This is a genomic window from Streptosporangium sp. NPDC020145 (genome assembly GCF_040631275.1).
Lineage (GTDB): Bacteria > Actinomycetota > Actinomycetes > Streptosporangiales > Streptosporangiaceae > Streptosporangium.
Genome location: NZ_JBEXZT010000029.1, coordinates 61,548 through 82,427 on the forward strand (window position 1 = coordinate 61,548; position 20,880 = coordinate 82,427).

Consider the following 20,880-nt stretch of genomic DNA (forward strand, 5'->3'; position numbering starts at 1 on the left):
TGGGGTGCGGAAAGGCTTGGAGGTTCGGTGCCCGTCGGCTATCTGTTCCCTGTGACGCTCGTCGCGGTCGGCACGCTGTTCGCGCTGCGGCCGGTGCCGTTCTCACGTCCGCTCGGCCGGGTGAGTTACTACTTCGGCCTGGCCGCCAACGAACTGCCGTTCGCGGCCTTCTTCTGGCTCCTGCTGCTCCCGACGGCGTTGGCGTTCGCCGAAGGCGACATCGACTCGGCAGGCGGGTGGGCGGTCGTCGCCCTGGCCGCCGTGACCACGCTCGGGCTCGCGGTCGTCGCCCGTCGCGCGCTCGGGGAACGGGCACGGGTGGAACACGCCCTGGACCAGGGGCTGGGCACCGGATGGCGTGCCGCCCTCGACGCCGACCTCGCCGAAGGGCTGCGGCGCCGTCCCCCGCTGGCGCGAGTCCTGTTCCTGCCCGTCTTCCGGCGCCGCCTGGACGTCCGGCGCGTGGCCGACCTCTCGTACGGCGACGCCGGTCGGCGCAACCTGCTCGACGTCTACCACCACCGCTCGCGCCCGCAGGGCGCACCGGTCATGATCCATCTGCACGGCGGCACCTACTCCGGCGGACGCAAGAACAGCCAGTCGCTTCCCCTGCTCCACCACCTGGCCGGTCAGGGATGGGTGTGCGTCAGCGCCACCTACCGGCTGCGGCCCCAGGCTCAGCACCCGGATCACCTGATCGACCTCAAGAAGGTCATCGCGTGGGTGCGCGAGCACGGCCACGAGTACGGTGCCGACCCGTCGACGCTGTTCGTCGCGGGCAGTTCGGCGGGCGGGCACATGGCGGCGCTGGCCGCGCTCACCCAGAACGACCCCGCCTTCCAGCCGGGCTTCGAGGACGCCGACACCTCCGTGTCCGGCGCCGTCTACCTGAACGGCTGGTACGGCACCTACTTCGGCCAGGGGCCCGAGTCCTCGCCGCTGGCCCACATCACCGCCGACGCGCCGCCGTTCCTCGTGGCCCACGGTGATCTTGACCCGATCGTGCCCGTCGCCGAGGCCCGGCACTTCGCCGGCCGCCTGCGCGAGACCTCGGCCGCCCCCGTCGTCTACGTCGAGTTGCGCGGCGGGAACCACGCCTTCGACCTGTACCACTCGTTCCGCTTCGAGGCGGTCGTCGACGCCGTCGAGGCCTTCACCGCCCTGGTGAGATCGCGGGAGAGGGCATCCCGGCCCTGAACCTTGTCGCGGAGGGCGACATGTGATCCCGTGGCCTGACGCCCGTGTGACGGGATCGGATAGCCAAGAGTGTCCTGACGACTACATTGCGTAGCGCGGTGGGTCGGGGACGATGCGCACAGCATCCGATCCCCCGAAGGAGGAAGCACGTGGACAACGACACGCGCTACGACAGGCCCGTACTCGTCGAGGTGGGCGACTTCGCCGACCTCACCCTGGGCGAGAGCGAGGGGATCTACCCGGATGGCGGCCTACCGCCGTTCCATCTCTTCAATGGCGTTTGAGTGTCACGCGGAGGGCCCTGCCCGCAGGGCCCTCCGTCCCTTGAACCCGGCTCCGTGAGGAGTGCCCGGCGCGCCCGGACCTGCGCGGCGGGCGCGCCGGGGTGGGGATCAGATGTGGAGCTGGGTGCAGACCGACTTGACCTCGGTGTAGGCGTCGAGGACCTGGTGACCCATCTCGCGGCCCCAGCCCGACTGCTTGTAGCCGCCGAACGGCAGGGCGGCGTCGAAGACGTTGTAGCAGTTGATCCAGACCGTGCCCGCGCGGATCCGCCCCGCCAGGGCGTGCGCCTTGGAGATGTCACGGGTCCAGATGCCCGCCCCGAGCCCGTAGACGGTGTCGTTGGCCTGGGCGGCGATCTCGTCCAGGTCGGAGAAGGGCGAGGCGACCACGACGGGGCCGAAGATCTCCTCACGGACGAGCCGCATCTCCGGCCGCACGTCGGTGATCACGGTCGGCTGGACGAAGTAGCCCTGGTCGCCGTGCCGGTCGCCGCCGGTCACGGTCCTGGCGCCCTCCTGGCGGCCCGAGTCCAGGTAGCCGGTCACCCGGCGCAGCTGCTCGTCGGAGACCAGCGGCCCCATCTGTGTGTCCGCGTCGAGGCCGGGGCCGAGCCTGATGCCGCGGGCGATCTCGGCGACCCCCTCCACGACCTCGTCGAACCGGCTGCGGTGCACGAAGAGCCGGGACCCGGCGATGCAGCACTGGCCGTGGTTGAAGAAGATCGCGTTCGCCGCGCCCTGGACGGCGAGGGCGGGGTCGGCGTCGTCGAAGACGACGTTGGGGCTCTTGCCGCCGAGTTCCAGGGTGACCTTCTTCAGGTTGCCCGCCGCGGCGTGGACGATCAGCCTGCCGACCTCGGTCGAGCCGGTGAAGGCGACCTTGTCCACACCGTCGTGGGCGGCCAGCGCCGCGCCCGCGGTCTCGCCGTACCCGGGCAGGACGTTGACCACGCCGTCCGGCACCCCCGCCTCGGCGATCAGCTCGGCCAGCCGCAGGGCCGAGAGCGGGGTCTGCTCGGCGGGCTTGAGGATCACCACGTTCCCGGTGGCCAGGGCGGGGCCGAGCTTCCAGGCGGCCATCAGCAGCGGGAAGTTCCACGGGATGATCTGGGCGACCACACCGACCGGCTCGCGCAGGGTGTAGGCGTGGAAGGTCGAACCCGGCACCGAAAGCGCGATCGTGTTTCCCTCGATCTTGGTGGCCCAGCCCGCCATGTAGTGGAACAGGTCGGCGGCCAGCGGGACGTCCGCGACCCGCGCGACGGACAGGGGCTTGCCGTTGTCCAGGGATTCGAGCTGGGCCAGCTCCTCGGCGTGCTCCAGGATCAGGTCGCCGATCCGCCAGATGATCCGTCCCCGCTCGGAGGCGGTCATTCTGGACCACGGGCCGTGCTCGAAGGCCCTGCGGGCCGCGCGTACCGCCCGGTCGACGTCCTCGGCGTCGGCCTCGGCGACGTGCGCGAGGGTCTGGCCGGTCGCGGGGTCGGGGGTGGCGAAGGTCCTGCCGGACGCGGCGTCGACCCATTGGCCGTCGATGAACAGTTGGTGGGGGCTGGTGATGAAGTCCTCGACGCTCTTGTCCAGGGCCACCGTCATTGGCGTTGGCTCCCTTCCTGTTCGAAGGCGCTCCGCCGGGCCGTGCGTCCGCCCGTGCCGATGAGCGTCCCGGTCCTTGGGAGGGCGGCCCGTTGGACGAGTAGCCTTCATGACACTATGCGTGAGGAAAGCGCACAAGGTGTGATTTGGGTGGCCTGAGGGTCACCGTGGATGAACGGCCAGGGCGAGAGCGTCGGCGATACGAGGGGCCAGGGCCGCGGCCTGGGCGCGGATCTCCGCGATGGCCGTCGTCTCGTAGAGGGTTCCGCGCAGCGTCGGCCCCAGCGTGAAGATCCGGTCGCTCGGCCGGCCCGTCGCGTCGAGGACGGCGCCGCGGGGATCGGCGTCGATCCCGAGCCGCAGCGCGTCCTGCCGTACCACGCCGTCGGCGACCAGGCGGGACAGGAAGGGATCACCGGCGACGCCGCTTCCCGGGCCGGTCGCGTTGACCAGCCAGCCGACGTCGAGTCGCCTGACGGTGCCGTCGGCGCTCACCCGGGCGCTGATCCCCCCGGGGCCGGTCGTGGCCCGGACCAGCCGGCCACGGAGCACACGCAGCCTGCCGTTCGCCCGCAACTCGCCGATCCTGGCGGCCGTCGCGGGAGGGATGCGGTGCCGGTGGACCTCCCAGTGGCGCGCGACCAGGTCGAGGAAGCGCCGCCGGTCGTCCGGGCTCAGGTTCGCCCACAGCCGCTGGGTCCGCGGGCGCAGGCCGTCGACCACCGCGGGCCAGTCACCCCCGTTGTCCCGTACGGCCAGCCGTACGGCGCGCAGCAGGGCGGCCAGGCCGAGCGGTCCCTCGGGGATCGCGGCCTGGACCGGGGGCGGCACGGGGCAGGGGTGAGGCCGGGGCAGCAGGGCGTGCCGCGACAGCGCGTGCACCACCGTGCCCGGGTGCGCGGAGGTCACCGTGAGCGCCACGTCCACCATGGTCAGCCCGGTCCCCACCACGAGGACCGGCGCGCCGTCACGGATCCTGGCCAGGGCGCCGGGGGCCCACGGGTCGGCGACGTAGCGGCGGCTGCCCGCGTCCACGACCCTCGGCCAGGGGGCCTGGGGGCGGTTGCCCAGTGCGAGCACGGCGGCGTCGGCACCGATCCGGCCGCCTCCGGAGAGCTGGACCCGCACGTCGGGGCCCTCGTCGGGGCACTGGAGGAGGGCGGTCGCCGTGGCGGTCACCCGGCGCACCACCCGGACGGGCCGGTCCTCGGCGGCGGCCAGCAGGTCACGCAGGTAGCGCCCGTAGGCCTGCCGTGGCAGGTAGCCGGAGCCGTCGACGTCGAGCCCGTTGTCCCGGGCCCAGCGCAGCAGGTGCCCCGGGTCGTCGTCCAGCCCGCTCATCCTGTCGGTCGCGGCGTTGAGCAGGTGCCGGGGGTCGGTGGTCGAGTAGGCCTGGCCCTGCGCGTGCCTGCCGTACTGGTCGATCAACATGATCTCCAGTGGCATGGCACGCGCCCGCGCCAGGCGGAGGAGATGGACCGCGGCCAAGGTGCCGCTCGCGCCACCACCCACGATGACGACAGATGGAGATCCTGACACGGCGTCCATCATACCCACTATCCTGGTAGGATATATGGGATGTATTGCGTGGACCCCTGGTAGGCGGGGGTTCTGCCGCCATCGACCCCCGCCCTGTCAGGTGGTTCTCAGCCGGCCGCCATGGAGGGGTAACTCGGTTCGGGGCTGCGGCTGTAGCGCTGGCGGTGGGCACGGGGTGACAGGCCCCGCCGTTTGGCGAACTGCTCGCGGAAGACCGCGACGGAGTTGTATCCGACGAGCCGGGCGATCTCCTCGATCCGCAGTTCGGTGGTTTCGAGGAGCTCCTCGGCGCGGCTGAGCCGCTGGGCCAGCAGCCAGGAGTGCGGCGTCGTGCCCATGGCGGCCCGGAACTTGCGGGCGAAGGTGCGCGGGCTCATCAGGGCCTGGGCGGCCAGGTCGTTGACGAGCAGGGGTCTGTCCAGGTTGTTGCGGGCCCAGTGGATGACCCCGGCGAACAGCGCGTCCTCGTCGCCGGGCACCGAGCGGGTGATGACCTGGGCCTGGTCGCCGTCCCGGTGCGGCGCGGCGACCAACGCGCGGGCGACGACGTTGGCCACGGCGGCGCCGTGTTCGCGGCGTAGCAGGTGCAGGCACATGTCGATGCCCGCGATGATCCCGGCGCCGGTGATCACCAGCCCCTCGTCGATGTAGAGGGTGTCGGCGGTCACGGTGACGTTGGGATAGACCTGGGCGAAGTCATCCAGGAGGTGCCAGTGGGTGCTCGCGCGCAGTCCGTCGAGCAACCCGGTCGCGGCCAGCAGGTGGGTGCCGGTGCAGAAGGCGGCGATGATCGCGCCGCGCCGGTTGGCCGCGCGCAGTCCGGCGACCAACTCGGGGGTGGGTTCGGGGCGGGTGTCGTACCCCGGCATCAGAATGATCAGTTCGGCCTTGTCGAGGCGTTCGATACCGTGCTCGACGTGCATCGACAGGCCCAGGTCGGTGCGGAGCGGACCGGGCCGCTCTGCGCACACCGTGAAGTCGAACGGCGGAAGCCCGGCTTCGAGGCGGTCGGCGAAGATCGCGCCTATCCCCCCGATGTCGAACGTGCTCACGCCATCCGTGGCGAAGACAACCACCGATCGGAAAGCGGACATCCGGTCAGCCGACCGTCAGTGTGACGGTGGACAGTTCTACAACCGTCTGACTATTTCTCATGGAACAAGTGAACCCTAGAAACCACGGTTTGGAACGTCACTTCGATTAATGTTCATGGATTTCGCCTCCGGTGGTGGTCCGGGTGTGGCCTGAGGGACGGAAGTGACGCCGGAGCGCGGACCGTGGACGACGCGGTACGGGGAGTGGTCGATCTGGTCAGACGGAAATCCTCTTTCTCTACGGGCATCCAGAGGGCTTCTTCACGCATCCGGGAGGCGCGCCGGACACCCGGAATTTCGGTCGGGCGGGGAAACTTCACACGGGCATCCGGAAACCGCGGCGGGGAATCGCGGTTCCTGGCAGGGAAACGCATGTCCTCTCCGGGCCACGAAGAGTTCATCCCGCCTTCGGCGGGCGTCGTCCTCGTCGCGCGATCCCGCGGTGATCCTGGCGGTGTCCGCCCCTTCGTGGTCTGTGAGGAGGCCCCGTGAACGCCCCCCGTCGTATCCGGTCCGTTCCGCTCGCCGTCACGCTCGCCGTGATGACGTTCCTGACCGGCCTGGTCGCCGTCACCCCCGCCGACGCCGCCGTCTACTCGACCTGCACCGTCTCCCGGTGCTCCGACGCCCGCTCGGCCGCCTCGATCTGGGCGGCCAAGGGATACCCGACGAGCAGCGGGTGGTACTCCTGGCCCGACGGCCGGTACAACTACACCGGCGGTCAGTTCTACAACCGTGAGGGGCAGCTGCCCTCGGGCGCCACCTACTACGAGTACGACGTGTACTCCCGGGCCAGGGGCGCGGCGCGTGACGCCTACCGCATCGTCGTCAACCGCTCCACCGGCGTCGTCTGGTTCTCCCCCAACCACTACACCGACTTCTACCGGCTCTGACCCCACCGGTACGGCAGTGTGGCCGTCACCTCGCCGTCGTTGTGCCTGTCGCGCACCCTCCGAATCGTGAGAAAGTCCCCCTGTCGGGGAGGGCCGGCTCCCGCACCGGCCCCTCCGTGACGTCACTTCGCCAACGCCCTGACGGGGGTCCTATGAAGCGTTGGGTGGCCGTCGTCGGTCTGCTGGCCTGCTTGATCCCTGTGGTGCCGAGCGTCATCACGGACTGGTACACGATTCCCTCGGTGCCCGCGCTTGGAGCAATTGTCTTCCTTGTCATTCTGATCACGACCCCTCGCATCGGGAGAGAACACCGAAAGGTCATCAAGGAGAATCAACATTTCCTCGCCGACGCATACCATGCCGGAGACAGCGCCGGATTCGCGCAGGCGCTCCGAAACCTGGGAATTGCTCACACCGAGGCAGATGATTTGACGACCGGTCTGGACTACGCCGCGCAAAGCTTCACCGTTCATCGGCGGACGGGAGGCGATGTCACTCACGACCTGCGCCTCCTGGCTCACCAGCGTGAACTCATGGGTGATTCCAGATTCTTCAGGACTCTTCACAGGATGGCTGGTGAGGCGACCGCGGAAGACGTCGTTCGGCTGCTGAAAGGGTCCGAGCATCACGAATAGTCCGGGCGTCCCCGAACGGGTGTGACATTCCTGCTGTGACGGTCGCCCACACCTTCGGATCCATTCGGAGACCGGCGCGGCGGAATCACCCGCCCGGTCGTCGGCGTCTTCGGCGCCTCGATTTCCTCAAAATCGCCGGTTCCGACCATCGCGCGCTGGGAGGTTCTCCGCCGCGCGCATCGGGACCTCCCTGACCGGATGATCGGGGAGGTCCCCGATGGCGGTTCCCCGGTGTCGGGGCCGACACTGGGCGCACACGTGACCCGGTCCGTGTGCGCCCCGCCACGACCGGGGCGCTTGTACCCCCCGGAGCGAGCCCCATGGCGATGCGCGACGCCACCCCCCAGAACGCCTCTCCTCAGAACGACGCCGCCCCTCAGAACGCCTCCCAGGGCGGTACGGCCTCCCGAAGCGGCGGCCCCTCCTGTCGGAACGGCATGGTCCCTCAGAGCGGCACGACCTTCCAGAACGGTGCGGCCTCGCGAAGCGACGGCCTTTCCCCTCGGGACGGTGCCACCTCCCGAAGCGACGGCCCCTCCCGGGGAGGGCGGGTTCGCAGGCGGGTCCTGCTGGCCGCCGTACCGCTGCTCGCCGCCGGGGCCGCCGGGCTGTTGCTGCGTGGGAACCCAACCCGGGGGGCCGTGGTCTCCGAGGCCGTCGACCGTACGGTTCCACCGGGCTCGACGCTGACGCCGTGGGGACGGCCGCCCGCCGGGGCCGCGATCGGCTCCGGGGTCGCGGTGACCGGAACGGGTGAGGTGTTGCTGCTGCACCGGGGCGGCGGAGCGTTCGCGGCGGACCGGATGATGGACGTCGATCCGGTCGTCGTCCTCGACGCGGGCACCGGGGAGGTCACGCGATCCTGGGGAGCGGGGATGTTCGCCTCCCCGCACGGCGTCTCGGTCGACGGGAAGGGCCGGGTGTGGGTCACGGACGTGACGACCAACCACGTCACGGTGTTCACCGGGGACGGGCGGCTCGAACGGACGATCGGGCACGACTACGGCTTCGGCCTCGACACCTGCCTGGCCGTACGGAACACGCTGACGAACCTGCGCTGCACCGGGGACCCCTACATCTTCGCCAGGCCGACCGACGTGGTGGCCGGAGGGAACGGACGGGCCTTCGTCTCCGACGGCTACCGCAACTCCAGGGTGGGGGTGTTCGACGCCGCCGGGCGGTTCGCCGGGGCGTGGGGCGAGCTGGGAGATCGTGACGGCGCCTTCTCCATCCCGCACGGGATCGCGCTGCGGGGCAACGGTGACGTCGTGGTCGCCGACCGGCGCAACGCGCGGGTGCAGGTCTTCTCCGCCGACGGCCGGCACCTGGCCACCCACTCCTCGGCCGCGATCGGCAGGCCGTACGACGTGGCGGTCGGTCCCGGTGACGTGCTGTACGTGCTCGACGGGGGTGACGCCCTGGACGAGGAGGGCGGGCGGCACCGCGGCTACGTCGTCACCCTCGCCGGGGACGGGTCGGTGACGCGGCGCTGGGCGCTGGCGGACCAGGACGCCGACCCCCACCAGCTCGCGGTCGGCCCGGCGGGCGAGATCTACGTCGCCGCCCTCAACGGCCCGCCGCTGTGGCGCTGGGCTCCCCGCTGAACGCCCAGACCGGTTGAACCTTCGCGTAGCCGCCCCAGGCGGCTGGGCCCTGGCACAGTCGTCCCAGGCCGGTTGAATCCTCGCGCGGCCGTTCCGGACCGGCTGGATCCCGGCACGGTCGTCGCAGGAAGCGCGACCGTCACAGCAGCCGCAGGCGCAGCCAGGTGACCAGGCGGGTCTGGGGGTCGGACAGGTCGAGGCCGTCGGCGGCGAGTTTGCGGACGCGGTAGCGGAGCGTGTTGGGGTGCACGCCAAGCCGCCGGGCGGCGGCCCGGACGTCCCCGTGGCTCTCGATCCAGGCCAACGCCGACTCGGCCGTCTCCGACAGCGCTCCCGAAGACAGTGCTCCTGAAAGGGCCCCCGACGACGGTGCTCCCGACGACGGTGCTCCTGAGGACGGTGCTCCTGAGGACGGTGCTCCTGAGGACGGTGCTCCTGAGGACGGGGTTCCTGAGGACGGGGTTCCCGAGGAGGGCGTTCCGGTGGGCAGGGCGGGGTCCGCCTCGTGCAGGAGCAGGCCGGGATGGTCCTCCAGGAGCGCGCGCAGTTCGATGAGCGTCGCCGCCGCGCGAACCTCGTCGATCGTGCCGACCGCCGAACCCGGGCCGCCGGCCGTACCCGATCCGACCGCCGTACCCGATCCGGCCGTCGAACCCGGGCCGACCGCCGTGCCCGCCGTACCCGATCCGGCCGTCGCACCCGGGTCGGCGGCCGAGGCGCGTAGGGCGGCGAGTGCGAGGTCGGCCTCGCGGCGGGAACGCGGCAGCGCCTCAGCCGGGACCCGCCCGCCGATCGCGGCGACCAGCCGCCCGCGCCTGCCGAGCTGCCGGACCAGGTCGGCGGCGATCTCCCTGAGCGCCGTCAGGTCCGGAGTCGGGACCAGGCAGTAGACGGTCTCGGCGCGCAGCACGCAGGCCGCCGAACGCCGGTAGGCGTCGAAGTAGGTGGCGACCCCGTCGAGCAGGTGTTCCCCGGGCGGGTCGTCGGCGCCGAGGGAGAGCCCGGCCACGGCCAGCACCGCGATCCCCGCGTCCGGGTCGAGACCGAGGCGACGGCAGGCGGTCCGCGGGTTGGTGCCGTCCAGGGCCTGTCCGACCAGCTCGCCGTGGCGTTCCCGGTCGGCTGTCCTGGCCGTGCGCGCCCGCAGCAGGTGCGCCGCCGCCAGCCGGGCGAACTCCTCGACCAGGACGAGCCTGTCGTCGGGAAGCTGGTCACGTCCTTCGAGGACCCACAGCATGCCGAGGGGTTCCTGGCCGCCGCGGATACCCGCCCCGACCCGCCAGATCGTGTGGTCGGCGGTGTCGTAGGGCGCGTTGGTGAGGAAACGCAGCGCGCGGCCGGTGGTCAGCAGCAGCCGCCTGGTCTCCCGTGGGGCGTTGCGCTCGGGCACGACCCGGTTCAGGATGACGTCGCGTTGCAGGTCGTCGTTGACCTGGCCGGGTACGGCCGAGTAGGCCAGCAGCCGCCACTGGGTGTCCACGATCCCCACCGGCCGGTCGAGGGTCTCGGCGATCAGGTTGACCAGCGTGTTCAGGTCGCCGACCGGGACGCTGCCCAGGTCGCCGCCCGGCGCCGCGACCAGGTTCTCGCCGAGCAGGACGGTCTCCTCGACCAGCGTGTGCAGGTGGCTCCAGGACATGGCCGACTCCAGCGCGACCAGTGCCACCCCCGCCTGGGCGGCGGCCTCGGCCAGCGGCGCGGCGTCCCGCGCGTCGGCCCGCAGCACGGCGGCCGTGGCCCCGCCGAGTCCGCGCAGTGTCGCGGCGGCCTCGGGGGACCCGGCGGTCAGCCCGACCAGCAGCACCATCGACCCGGGGCGGGGCGGTACGGAACTCAGCGGATCGTGGATCGCGGGCCCGGAGACCGGGACCTCGACCCCGCGCGGGGCGCCGACGACCGTCACGTAGCGGGTCCCGATCCGCTCGACCACCTGGGCGAGTGACGGTTCGAGGTACTCGACCTGGTTCATCCGTGCAGTATCGGCCAACACCCGGGGTGATTCCTCGTCCGATCGGCCAAGGAATTCCGGACATTCTTCACCCATGGTTAACGCATGGACAATTCCTGGGGCTCAGTGCGGGTTCTCCGGGACGCGTACGGCACGCCGCTGATCGACGCCTCCACCGAGCCCGCCGCCTACTTCGGGCTCGGGTACGCGCAGGCGCGGGACGACCTGCACGGCGTGCTCAGGCAGTACCTCCTCGTCCGCGGCGAACTCGGCGAGCCGGAGCGCGACGCCGTGCACCGGCGCTGGCAGGTGCTCGAAGAGGCGAGGCGGGGACTTGAGTCCATGCCCGGTGACCTGCGGACCTGCTACGAGGCGTTCGTGGCCGGGATCGGCGCGTGGATGGAGGAGCACCCCGAGCGGGTCCCCGACTGGGCCCCGCCGCTTGAGGCCGCCCTGCCCATCGGCGTCAACCGGATGGTGATGCTGTTCTGGATCATCACCGACGGCGTCGAGGCGCTGCGCGCCGCCGGGGTGCTCTCGAACGAACCGGCCTCGGAGAAGGACGTCGGCTACGCCCCGCTCGGCTCGAACGCCTGGGTGGTACGGCCCTGGCGGACCGCGACCGGTGAGACGTTCGTGGTCAGCGACCCGCACCTGCCCTTCGGCGGCGCGTTCGCCATGCACGAGGCCGTCGTCAGGGCCGGTGACCTGCACTACGCGGGCTTCTGCTTCCTGGGGGCCATGCTGCCGCCGCTGGCCCACAACCGGACCTGCGCCTGGGGGCTGACCACCGGGGGGCCGAGGGTCTCCGACGCCTACCGGATCGCCGTCCAGGGCGACCGCTACCTCCACGACGGGGAGCCCAGGGAGGTCCTGCGGCACGACGGCCACGAGTACGTCGTGCACAACGGCGTGGTCGCGCCCGTCCTGGCCAGGGACGCCGAGGCGGTCTACGTGGTGTGCACGCCGTACATGGGGCTGGCGGGGGAGACGGAGCGGCAGTTCGCGGCCATGGTGCGGGCCCGCGACGTGGGGGAACTGAGCGCGGCGCTCGACGCGTGCGCCTTCCCGCCGCAGAACGTGCTGGCCGCCGACGCCTCGGGTGACTGCCTCTACCAGCGCACCGGGCGGGTGCCGCTCAGGCCCCCGGGGCAGGGCGGGGGAGTGCTCGACGGCAACACCTCGGCCACCGCCTGGCTCGGCGTCAGGCCCGCCGCCGACCTGGTGCGGATCGTCAACCCGGCCTCCGGCTACCTGCAGAACTGCAACACGGCCCCCGACACCGTCACCCCCGACCCGGCCCTGGCGCCGGAGCGCTGGCACCCGGACGTCTTCAACGACGAGCCGGGCCGGGACACCAGCCGGGGCAGGCGCCTGGCCGAACTGCTGCCCAGGGCCTTCTCCGTGAGCCTGGAGGAGGTGACCGCGTGGGCGCTCGACGACCGGTGGCCGGACACCGGGGTCTGGCAGGCCAGGCTCCGTGAGGCCGCCGCCGCCGAGTTCGGCCGGGTCGGCGCCTGGCCCGCCGGGCACCGGAGGCTGCTGCACCGGCTGCTCGCCTTCGACGGCCACGCCGCCCCGGACTCGGCGGACGCCACGGCCTGGGTCGCCTGGCGGGAACGGATCTCCGACGACGAGGACCTCCTCGGCGCCGTCGAACGGGCCGCCTCCCGGACGTACGAGGTCTACGGGGAGGGGCACCGGCTGCCGACCGGGGCGCCGGGCCGGGGCGGGGCGCTCGGGCTCGACGTCTCCCTGCGCTCGACCTACTACGCGGGCGGTACGGCCTTCGCCGGCGGTCCCTGCCTGCGGATCGTCGCCCTGGGCGGGGACGGCATGCGCTCCTGGAGCGTCGCGATGCCCGGCCAGGCCGCGCTGTACAGCCGGGGTGAGGTCAAGCCGATCGTCTTCGACCCGTCATGAGGTCCGCATGAGGCTCTATCCCGTCTTCGCCGTCGGCATGCTGGCGATCACCGACGCGTTCGTGAACCAGGCCCTCAGCGTGCTCGCCCCGGACATCACGAGTTCGTTCGGCGTCTCGACCGGCACCCTCACCTCCCTGCTCGCGATCCAGCTGCTGGCCGTCGGGGTGGCGCCGTTCCTGATGTCGGCCGTGGTCAGGGGCCGCCCGATCCGCGCCCTGGTCTCCATCGTCACCGGCCTCGTCTGGAGCGGGTCGACCTTCGCGATCTCCTTCGCCGGGGACATCTGGACGCTGGGCGCGTTGCTGCTGGTCAGCGGGCTGGCCAACGGCAGCCAGATCGCGCTGCACTCCCCGCTGCTGGCCGACGTCTACCCGCCCGCCGTCCGGGGGAGGGTCCTGGCCCTGTACGGCGCCGCGATGCCCGCCGGAGCGATCCTGAGCCCGTTGACGGTCTCCGCGCTGTCCGGCTGGTTCGGCCTGGACTGGCGGGCGGTCTACGCGGTGCTCGGCGTGCTGTCGATGCTCGGCTGCCTGTCGGCGCTGCGGCTGCGGGACCCGGGGATCGGGCGGCGCGAGGAGGTGACGCCGGACGGGAGCCCGCTGCGCTCGCCGACGCTGCGCAGGGTCTTCGCCGCCTTCGTCGCCTACGGCATGCTCCTGGTCCCGGCGGCGACGTTCCTGTCGGTTCACCTCAAGGAACGCTGGGGCATGGAGACCGACGTGCGGGGTCTGTTCACGGCGATCTCCTCGGCCGGGGCCGTCGTCGCACTGGTCTCCTTCGGGAGGCGGCTCGACGCGATCTTCCAGGCCGACCCCGGGAGGGTGCCGGTCGTCGCCGCCCGGATCGTCGCCTGCTCCGCGCTGGCCTTCGCGGCGGGCGCGGCGGCCCCGGTCCTGCCCCTGACGCTACTGGCCTTCTTCACCGGCCTGGTCCTGACGCCGATGATCGTCCCGATGGTCACGTTGATCATGATCGCGGTCACCGGTCCGGCCAGGCGCAGCTACATGGCCAGCCTGTTCGGGGTGGGCCTGGCGATCGGCGGCCTGGCCGGGGCCGCCCTGCTGAACACCGTGGAGAAGACGTACGGCACGGCGGGGGCGGTCGCCTCGATCGCCCTGCCCGGCCTGCTCGCCGGGGTCCTCATCGCCTCGACGGCCCGTACCATCCGTGCTGAGCTGGTTCCCGTCCGGGAGGAGAACGTCAATGTCTAGTGTCTTCGGAGAGCAGGGGTACGCGACCCTGCCGGACGGACGGCGGCTGCACCACGTCAGTCAGGGGCAGGGGCGGCCCGTCGTCGTCCTCGAATCGGGGCTCGGCGCCTCCCGGGTCGAGTGGGGGCTGGTCATGCCTCTGGTCGCCGAACGCACCAGGGTCGTCGCCTACGACCGGGCCGGGTTCGGCCGCAGCGACCGCGACGCGCACCGCCGTGACCTGGACCGCATGGTCGAGGACCTGGGGCACCTGCTGGACGCCCTGGGCGAGGAGCGCTACATCCTGGCCGGGCACAGTCTGGGCGGCCCGATCATCCGTTCCTACGCCGCCGCCAACCCCGGGCGGGTCGCCGGGCTCGTGCTCGTCGACCAGGCCGTCGAGGACCTCGACTTCTACTACTGGCGAAGCGTGCGGGCCATGACCATGGCCATGCAGTCCGTCGTGATCGGCCTGGCGCGCCTCGGCGTCAAGGTCGTCCCGGCGGAGCTGCGCCGCATCCTCGCGCTGTTCCCCCGGGAGATGCGGCAGGAGGCGCTGGCCGAGATGACCAGCGTGGCCGAACTGCGCACCACCCGCGCCGAGTACGCCGCGCTCGCCGGCGGCCTCGCCCGCCTGCGCGACTCGGGGGCGGCGCTGCCGCCGGTCCCGGTCACGGCGATCAGCGGCGCGCTCTCCCCGAGCAAGGTGGAGAGGCGTTTCCGCCCCGCGCTGGTCGCCGCCCACAGGAAACTCGTCGAGGACCGGCCCCTGGGCCGTCACGTCCTGGCCGAACGCTCCGGCCACATGGTCCCCCAGGACGAGCCCGGCCTGGTCGCCGAGGAGATCCTCAAACTGGTCGGCTGACCCCTAGGGAGATCAGCCGATCTGTTCGGCCAGGGCGACGATGATGCCCGACGGGCCACGGAGGTAGCAGAGCAGGTAGCTGTCCTCGAAGCGCGTCACCTCGCCGACGAGTTCGGCGCCGTGGGCGCGCAGCCGGTCGAGGGTGTCGTTGATGTCCGTGACGGCGAACATGACACGGTGCGTCCCCAGCGTGTTCACCGGCGCCCTCTCCGGCTCCGGGCGGATCCCCGCCGGGGTGTGGTACTTCGCCAGCTCAAGTCTGCCGTGGCCGCCGGGGACGCGCATCATCGCGATCTCGGACCGCATGCCGTCGTCGAGCCCGACGACACGGGCCGCCCAGGCCCCCTCGATCAACATCCTGCCCTCAAGCTCCATGCCGAGCTCGGTGAAGAACGCGATGGCGGCGTCGAGGTCCTCGACGACGATGCCGACGTTGTCCATCCGTTCGATCACGGTGGTCCTCCTTCGTCGCGGCTGTCGTGTTCCGGGGCGGAACCGACACCACGATCCTGGCACCCGGCGACCGGTCACCCGGCCGGCAGCAGGACCCCCGCCGTCAGCAGGGCCACGACCTTGACGGACTCCAGGGCGATGTAGGCGTGGTGGGCGTGCGAACGGGGGCGTCAACCCCGGCCGGCACCATGCCGAGCCAGACATACGTCACCGCCGTCGCGACCGCGCGACCCGTCGCGAACGCCCCCTCACCGGTTTCTCCCGAAACCAGGTCAGTCGGGAGAGGGAAAATCCCCTGGGCAGGGCCCGTTTTTCCGGAAAACGCGACGCCGGGACCGGGTCAAACCCCTTTCACGGAAGGTGGAATAAACGCGGCCCCCATTTGGCCCCCAAATCAACCCGCGATATGGCCGGGGGGCCCGAACTGGGTTAGTAGTGGAATCGCACCGGGGGCATTCACCAAGGGCACATTCATCAGGCAAGGAGGAGAACGGGTGCATCGAATCGTCTCGATGTTGCTCGCCATGCTCGCCGCGACGATGACGGTGAACGAGTCAGCGCTCGCGCGGACGGAGACCGGCGACCCCGGACAACCAGGGCCGGGAGATCCCGTCCCGGCCGACACGCTGCGTCTGCTGTGGGCCGCCTCCCACGGCGGGCAGGACCTGGCGCGCGAGCTGGCCGGGAGCGGGCCGAAGCTGGGGGTGTTCACCCGGCAGGAGGACCTGTGGTGCTGGGACGTCACCCCCGACTCGGCGGGAGAGTGGCTGGCCGGGGTGATCGGCTCAGGCGGCACCGCGCTGGGCGAGGCCCGGCTTGAGGCGCTGGAGACGCTGGTCAGGCCGTACACGGCGATCACCAGGGCGGCGGACCCGGCCGCCGACGTACGGCTCACCCCCCGGGAGCACGACGTGCTGCGTCTGCTCTGCGCGGGCCTGAGCGCCGTGGCCATCGCCCGCAGGCTGGGGTTGTCGCCGCGCACGGTGACCAAGCACCAGGAGCGGCTCTACCGCAAGCTCGGGGTGTGCGACCGGGTCAACGCCGTGCTGCTCGCCCAGCGCCTCGGCATCGTCGCCTCCTTCGAGCGCGGGGCGGGCAGGTGACCGCACGGGTCACACACCGGCCAGCCGCCGCCTGCACCGCTTCCGTACGGGTTCCAGCTCGGCCACGTCGGCACCGGGCAGTCCGAGCGCGGTCTCGACGTCCCGCAGCGCCAGGTCGGCGCTGCCCGCCGCCTCGTGCGCCAGGCCACGGTTGAGCAGCACGTCGGGGTCGGGGCCGAGCAGGTCGAGCACCCGGGTCAGGTCCTCGACGGAGGAGGCGGGACGGCCCAGCTCGAAGGACGCGACCGCCCGGTTGACCAGCGCCGCCGCGTATCCGGGGTCGCCGTCGAGCGCGGCGTCCAGCCACCGGGCGGCCTGCTCGGCGTCGCCGTACTCCAGGGCGATCGTGCCCCGCATGCACAGCAGCTCCGGGTCGGCGGGCCGCAGTTCGAGGCCCGCGACGACGTCGGCCTCGGCCGCCTCGAAGTCCCCGAGGCCGAGGAGCAGCTCGGCGCGCCGCATCCGGGTGGCCACGTCGTCCGGCTCCATCTCCAGCACGTAGCCGAAGTCGGCCAGCGCGCCGTCGGCGTCCCCCACCTCGGCGCGGGCGGTGCCCCGGTTGTAGAACAGCTCGGGGAAGGGCGGGGCCATGGCGACCGCCCGGTCGTAGTCGGCGAGCGCCGCGTCGAGGTCTCCCCGCCTGCGTGAGATCTTGGCCCGTTCGCACAGGTAGTCGGTGTAGTACGGGTCCATCTCGATCAGCACGGTGAAGTCGGCGTAGGCCTCGTCCGTCCGGCCGAGCGCGGCCAGCAGCCGGGTCCTGTTGTAGAGCAGCTGCGAGCGGTGCACCACCCACTCGTCGGGTTCCAGCATGGCGTCGAGCCGTTCGATGCCCACCCGGATGAGTTCGAGGCCGTGCTCCAGGTTGCCCCGGTGCATCTCGATGAGCGCGAGGGCGTTGTCGTTGAACACCTGGCGCAGGGTGCGCTCCCTGGCGTCGGGGAGCAGGGCGGCGATGGCCACCGCGTTGTTCTGCCAGGCCAGCGCCGTCTCGTGGTCGCGGGGCGAGAAGAACCGGGTGTACAGCATGGCGATGCCGTAGCTGGAGATCATGTGCGCGTTCGGATCGGTGTACCGCCTGCGCAGGTCCATGTAGAGGTCGAACGACTCGTCGAGGCGATGCAGCGGCACCAGCGCGTTGGCCGCCAGCGCCGTGAACCGGCGGAAGTCGTCGGCGTTGGCGACCGGGTCGGTCACCGCCCTGCCGCGCAGCCCCATGTCCAGGGTCATCGCGGAGAAGCCGATCTCCGCGCTGATCCGCAGCCCCTCGGTGAGGGCCTCCCGGCCCAGTCCGCCGGGGTCGGCGCCGCGCTCGCGGTGGTACGGGAGCGCGCCCATCCTGGTCCCCAGGTCCGCGTCCGGGGTCAGTTCCTCGGCGCGCAGGTCGTGCAGCCGCCGGACGAACTCCGGGTCGGCCGCCTCGTAGGCGGCGATCTCGGCCGGGTCGTCGCTGATGCCGTCCGCCATGACGTACGCCCTGACCAGCTCCTCGACCGACCGCCCGTCGGGGGAGGGTTCGCCGGGCACGGCCTGGACGGTCTCCGTGTGGCGGGCCAGCGCCCCTTCGAGTTCCCCGGTCAGGGAGGCCACGGGAACGGTGGAGACGACGACCCGCAGCCTGCCGGGGTCGGACCTGCGCAGCAGCAGCGCGATGAGCTCCTGGGTGGACGGCTCGGCGGCGTGCGCGTCCTCGAACACCAGGAGCGGCGCCGGGTCGCCCGCCTCGGCGAGCCGCCGCGCGTGCTCGTTGAGGAACGTCACGATGCCCTGGTTCATGCACCGGATCATCTGGGAGCCGTAGAAGCGGGTGCGCTCCTCGAACGGCCCCTTGAACGCGAGCTGCTGCGGCGCCTCCCCGACCAGCTCCGCCAGCTCGGGGACGCCGTAGAGCAGCTCGACCCGGTGCCGGTCGACCAGTTCGGGCCAGCGGGCGTACGCCTCGGGCAGCACGGCCCGCAGCAGCGTGTCGACGCCCGTGTAGGGACCGCGCAACCGCTGGTGGCACACGGCGACGACGGCGCGCCCGCCGTCCGGCTCCTCGGTGGCCCGGCGCAGCCGGTCGGTACGGCGGTCGCCGACGATCCTCAGGTGGGCAGGCATCTCTAGTTCACTCCCTTGGCGGTTACCGGGTCCTGGCGGGCTTGCCTGCGCTTGCGCCGGGCGAGGTAGGCCGGTGTGACGAACCAGTTCACGAGGATGAGCAGCCCCAGCGCCCCGTCCCAGAAGGCCGGGGTCGTCACGCCGCCCTCCATGCTCCGCAGCGCGGTCTGGACGTACTGCACCGCCACGGGCAGCGACCCGAACACGGTGATGAGCAGCATGGCCAGGACGCCGAGGCTGATGAAGGGGCCGTACCACCGGCCGACCCTGCGGTCGTACTCGGTCCACTGCTCCTCGTCCACGAGCCGTTCCGGGCGCCGCAGCAGCCGCCAGATCCGGTTGCGCAGCAGCGCCGTACTGGCGTTGTGCAGGTCGTGGCAGTTGAGCGCGGTCGCGAACACGTAGTAGAGGTCGGTACGCAGGTAGAGCTGGAACTGCCAGGCGAAGCGCATCAGGACCGTGAAGGCCAGCGCGAGACAGACCCGCCCGGTCAGTGAGAAGGCGCCGTCGGCGGTCCTGGTGAGGTGCGCGGCCAGGCCGAGCAGGCTGAAGACGACGACGTCGCACACCATCCCCACCAGGAACGGCAGGTAGCGTTTCCCGCGTTCGACGCTGAGCAGGCCGTTCATCTGCGTCTCGAAGACGATGTACAGATAGCGGTTGCTGACGCTGAGCCTGCTGCGCAGTCCGAGCCGCCGCCCGGCGAGCATGTGGAAGGCCTCGTGCAGGAAGACCAGCGGCAACTGCCCGAAGATGATCCCGAACTGGACGACGAGCAGCGAGTCGGTGAAGAAGATGTGGTGGGGGCTGGGCAGGATGCCGGTGTCACGCAGGGCGGTGAACAGCCACACGCAGAACACGGCGCCGTAGAGCACCCACGCGAGGGGGGAGAACGCGGCCTCCCCCAACCTGCGGAACGGCAGCCGCCTGTCAGCCGTGCTCTCCTCGGAGCCACCGCCGGAGCCACTGTCGGAGCGGACGAACCCCAGCTCGTGCAGTGTCTCAAGGAACTCGTCGATGTCGACCTGCTCGCCGTAGGTGGCCTCGTACCACCGCGCGGCGTGTTCCGGCGGCATGCCCCGGGTCATCTCCCTGAGCAGGGCGGCGCCGTCGCTGGGCAGCACCGCGTACGAGTCCGCGTCCACCCTGCCGACCACCACGTCGTCCCCCTCGGAGACGAAGCTCAGCTCGTGGAAAGCGATCCTGACGTCGTCCACGCCCTTCAAACCCTTCCGCCGTCGTTCCGGTCCCTGAGAGGCCGGATGGCTGTGCGCACGGATCGGTGCGCACAGCCTCGTTCCGTTACCCGGCGGCTACTAGTTGGCCTGGGGGTAAGGGCAGGAGCACGTGGCGCTGGTCAGACGGACGTCGCCGGCGCGACGGACAGTGATCTTCTTCATCTTCGTGGTCGGCTTCATGTCTCCTCCTCCAAGAGAACGTCCCGGGGCCGGAGCCACGGGCGTCACCGGTTTTTTCGGCGACACGACAAAGGATGCATGGCAGAAACGGCTGTCGATATCAGGAGAAATGCGTATACGTAGGAATTCTTTTCGCAGGTAGATTCGCAATGCGCCACGGGGGCGGCGAGAGGCGAGCCGCCCGGGGATATGCGGGAAACCGCGGTCCGTGTCTTCCCGCACGGACCGCGGTTTTCTTCCCGAGAGGCCTCACCGGTGGCGGATAGCGACCACGGAGATCCAGAGCATCGCCGTGATCGCGCCGACGGCCAGCGTCAGGGAGCCGGCCGTACCGCCGGTCATGGCCCACAGGTCACCGGCCAGCAGGGCGGTGCCCGCGACGCGGGAGGCGACGGCGAGCCCGCGCTCCCCGGTACGGCCGAAGCGGTGGCCCAGGACGTAGCAGGCGGCGATCAGGGTGCCGAAGGCGAGCGTGCCCGCCGCCATGTGGCCGTAGGCGTGCCAGCTCAGCGCCTGCGGCATGCCGTACGGCGTGCCGGCCGGGAAGCCGTCGCCCGGGTCCATGACGAGGAGACCGGCGGCGACCATGCCGACGCCGTAGGCCAGGACCAGGCGCGGCGCCCACCGCCCGCCGGGGCCGCCCTCAAGGGCCCGGCGCAGACCGCTCGCCCCGGCGACGGTCAGGAGCCCGGCGAGGACGAAGTTGGCGATCTGCAGCCAGCCGAGGGAGCCGTTGCTCAGCGCGCTCAGCGGGTGACGGAGCAGGTCGAAGCCCTCGCGGGTCGCGGCCTGGGCCAGGGAGACGGCCGCCCACAGCGGAGCGGCGACGGCCAGGCAGGTCAGCGAGGCGCGGGAGGTGACGGGAGCGGTGGTGGAGGTGGTGCGGGGGAGCTGGACGGCGGTCATGTCGTTGGCCTTTCTGCGCCGGGTTCTTCGCTGACACGTCGAACGAGCGATGTGACAGGGAACGGTGGCCCGCCTGGCCGCCCCGCTGGTCGCCGCCTGGCTGTGGGAGCGCGGCATGGCGGTCGAGCGG

At 71.6% G+C, this 20,880-nt stretch carries 17 protein-coding genes; 9 read left to right on the top strand and 8 right to left on the bottom strand.

Going from position 1 to position 20,880, the window contains the following annotated elements; all coding sequences use genetic code 11:
* Nucleotides 1-27 precede the first annotated feature (27 nt).
* Complete coding sequence (locus ABZ463_RS34885) at nt 28-1,197, top strand: alpha/beta hydrolase (protein WP_362782905.1); 1,170 nt, start codon at nt 28-30, stop codon at nt 1,195-1,197.
* 149 nt (nt 1,198-1,346) lie between these two features.
* On the top strand, nt 1,347-1,481 hold the full coding sequence (locus ABZ463_RS34890) for a lasso RiPP family leader peptide-containing protein (RefSeq protein WP_362782908.1): 135 nt from the start codon (nt 1,347-1,349) through the stop codon (nt 1,479-1,481).
* Between the two features lie 108 nt (nt 1,482-1,589).
* Here the strand turns inward: ABZ463_RS34890 and ABZ463_RS34895 are convergent, their stop codons facing one another.
* The 3 genes from ABZ463_RS34895 to ABZ463_RS34905 form a co-directional block, all read right to left on the bottom strand.
* Nucleotides 1,590-3,077, bottom strand: a complete 1,488-nt coding sequence (locus ABZ463_RS34895) for an aldehyde dehydrogenase family protein (RefSeq protein ID WP_352015449.1) — start codon at nt 3,075-3,077, stop codon at nt 1,590-1,592.
* A 162-nt stretch (nt 3,078-3,239) separates the two neighbouring features.
* Entirely contained in the window at nt 3,240-4,616 is a 1,377-nt protein-coding gene (locus tag ABZ463_RS34900; RefSeq protein ID WP_362782912.1) for an FAD/NAD(P)-binding protein, read from the bottom strand.
* A gap of 107 nt (nt 4,617-4,723) precedes the next feature.
* Nucleotides 4,724-5,710, bottom strand: coding sequence for a helix-turn-helix domain-containing protein (locus tag ABZ463_RS34905; RefSeq protein ID WP_362782915.1), 987 nt, complete (start codon nt 5,708-5,710; stop codon nt 4,724-4,726).
* Between the two features lie 488 nt (nt 5,711-6,198).
* Here ABZ463_RS34905 and ABZ463_RS34910 point away from each other — a divergent pair, with 488 nt between their 5' ends.
* From ABZ463_RS34910 to ABZ463_RS34920, 3 genes are all read left to right on the top strand, one after another.
* The gene (locus ABZ463_RS34910; protein WP_352015446.1) at nt 6,199-6,603 is read left to right on the top strand and encodes a ribonuclease domain-containing protein; all 405 of its coding nucleotides are present in this window, start codon (nt 6,199-6,201) and stop codon (nt 6,601-6,603) included.
* Nucleotides 6,604-6,767: 164 nt separating this feature from the next.
* Nucleotides 6,768-7,238, top strand: coding sequence for a hypothetical protein (locus ABZ463_RS34915; RefSeq protein ID WP_362782918.1), 471 nt, complete (start codon nt 6,768-6,770; stop codon nt 7,236-7,238).
* A 320-nt stretch (nt 7,239-7,558) separates the two neighbouring features.
* On the top strand, nt 7,559-8,842 hold the full coding sequence (locus tag ABZ463_RS34920) for a peptidyl-alpha-hydroxyglycine alpha-amidating lyase family protein (protein ID WP_362782921.1): 1,284 nt from the start codon (nt 7,559-7,561) through the stop codon (nt 8,840-8,842).
* A 139-nt stretch (nt 8,843-8,981) separates the two neighbouring features.
* On the opposite strand, the gene ABZ463_RS34925 is transcribed toward ABZ463_RS34920, so the two are convergent.
* Nucleotides 8,982-10,811 (bottom strand): helix-turn-helix domain-containing protein, encoded by a 1,830-nt coding sequence (locus ABZ463_RS34925; RefSeq protein ID WP_362782924.1) that lies wholly within the window; start codon nt 10,809-10,811, stop codon nt 8,982-8,984.
* A gap of 84 nt (nt 10,812-10,895) precedes the next feature.
* Between ABZ463_RS34925 and ABZ463_RS34930 the strand changes: the two genes are divergently transcribed.
* Genes ABZ463_RS34930 through ABZ463_RS34940 form a run of 3 tightly spaced genes read left to right on the top strand, consistent with a single transcriptional unit; the run spans nt 10,896 to nt 14,770 of the window.
* Complete coding sequence (locus ABZ463_RS34930) at nt 10,896-12,713, top strand: penicillin acylase family protein (RefSeq protein WP_362782927.1); 1,818 nt, start codon at nt 10,896-10,898, stop codon at nt 12,711-12,713.
* 7 nt (nt 12,714-12,720) lie between these two features.
* On the top strand, nt 12,721-13,926 hold the full coding sequence (locus tag ABZ463_RS34935) for an MFS transporter (RefSeq protein WP_362782930.1): 1,206 nt from the start codon (nt 12,721-12,723) through the stop codon (nt 13,924-13,926).
* Complete coding sequence (locus ABZ463_RS34940) at nt 13,919-14,770, top strand: alpha/beta hydrolase (RefSeq protein WP_362782933.1); 852 nt, start codon at nt 13,919-13,921, stop codon at nt 14,768-14,770. Before ABZ463_RS34935 ends, ABZ463_RS34940 begins: the two co-directional genes overlap by 8 nt.
* Nucleotides 14,771-14,782: 12 nt before the next feature.
* On the opposite strand, the gene ABZ463_RS34945 is transcribed toward ABZ463_RS34940, so the two are convergent.
* Nucleotides 14,783-15,211 carry a VOC family protein gene (locus tag ABZ463_RS34945; RefSeq protein WP_352015503.1) on the bottom strand — a complete coding sequence of 143 codons (429 nt, stop codon included), beginning with the start codon at nt 15,209-15,211 and terminating at the stop codon, nt 14,783-14,785.
* A 506-nt stretch (nt 15,212-15,717) separates the two neighbouring features.
* Between ABZ463_RS34945 and ABZ463_RS34950 the strand changes: the two genes are divergently transcribed.
* Nucleotides 15,718-16,326, top strand: a complete 609-nt coding sequence (locus ABZ463_RS34950; RefSeq protein WP_362782936.1) for a helix-turn-helix transcriptional regulator — start codon at nt 15,718-15,720, stop codon at nt 16,324-16,326.
* A 9-nt stretch (nt 16,327-16,335) separates the two neighbouring features.
* Here ABZ463_RS34950 and ABZ463_RS34955 read toward each other — a convergent pair whose 3' ends face one another.
* The 3 genes from ABZ463_RS34955 to ABZ463_RS34965 form a co-directional block, all read right to left on the bottom strand.
* Nucleotides 16,336-18,426, bottom strand: coding sequence for a tetratricopeptide repeat protein (locus tag ABZ463_RS34955; protein WP_362782938.1), 2,091 nt, complete (start codon nt 18,424-18,426; stop codon nt 16,336-16,338).
* A gap of 2 nt (nt 18,427-18,428) precedes the next feature.
* The gene (locus ABZ463_RS34960) at nt 18,429-19,643 is read right to left on the bottom strand and encodes a hypothetical protein (protein ID WP_362782941.1); all 1,215 of its coding nucleotides are present in this window, start codon (nt 19,641-19,643) and stop codon (nt 18,429-18,431) included.
* 450 nt (nt 19,644-20,093) lie between these two features.
* Nucleotides 20,094-20,880, bottom strand: a 787-nt coding sequence (locus ABZ463_RS34965) for a DUF998 domain-containing protein (protein ID WP_362782944.1), incomplete at its 5' end; no start/stop codon positions are given.

What these genes read in the sequence shown, in the direction of transcription:
- ABZ463_RS34895 (WP_352015449.1), bottom strand. Translation starts at nt 3,077, where the DNA reads ATGACGGTGGCCCTGGACAAGAGCGTCGAGGACTTCATCACCAGCCCC.
- ABZ463_RS34905 (WP_362782915.1), bottom strand. Translation starts at nt 5,710, where the DNA reads ATGTCCGCTTTCCGATCGGTGGTTGTCTTCGCCACGGATGGCGTGAGC.
- ABZ463_RS34920 (WP_362782921.1), top strand. Translation starts at nt 7,559, where the DNA reads ATGGCGATGCGCGACGCCACCCCCCAGAACGCCTCTCCTCAGAACGAC.
- ABZ463_RS34925 (WP_362782924.1), bottom strand. Translation starts at nt 10,811, where the DNA reads ATGAACCAGGTCGAGTACCTCGAACCGTCACTCGCCCAGGTGGTCGAG.
- ABZ463_RS34930 (WP_362782927.1), top strand. Translation starts at nt 10,896, where the DNA reads ATGGACAATTCCTGGGGCTCAGTGCGGGTTCTCCGGGACGCGTACGGC.
- ABZ463_RS34935 (WP_362782930.1), top strand. Translation starts at nt 12,721, where the DNA reads ATGAGGCTCTATCCCGTCTTCGCCGTCGGCATGCTGGCGATCACCGAC.
- ABZ463_RS34940 (WP_362782933.1), top strand. Translation starts at nt 13,919, where the DNA reads ATGTCTAGTGTCTTCGGAGAGCAGGGGTACGCGACCCTGCCGGACGGA.
- ABZ463_RS34945 (WP_352015503.1), bottom strand. Translation starts at nt 15,211, where the DNA reads ATGGACAACGTCGGCATCGTCGTCGAGGACCTCGACGCCGCCATCGCG.
- ABZ463_RS34955 (WP_362782938.1), bottom strand. Translation starts at nt 18,426, where the DNA reads ATGCCTGCCCACCTGAGGATCGTCGGCGACCGCCGTACCGACCGGCTG.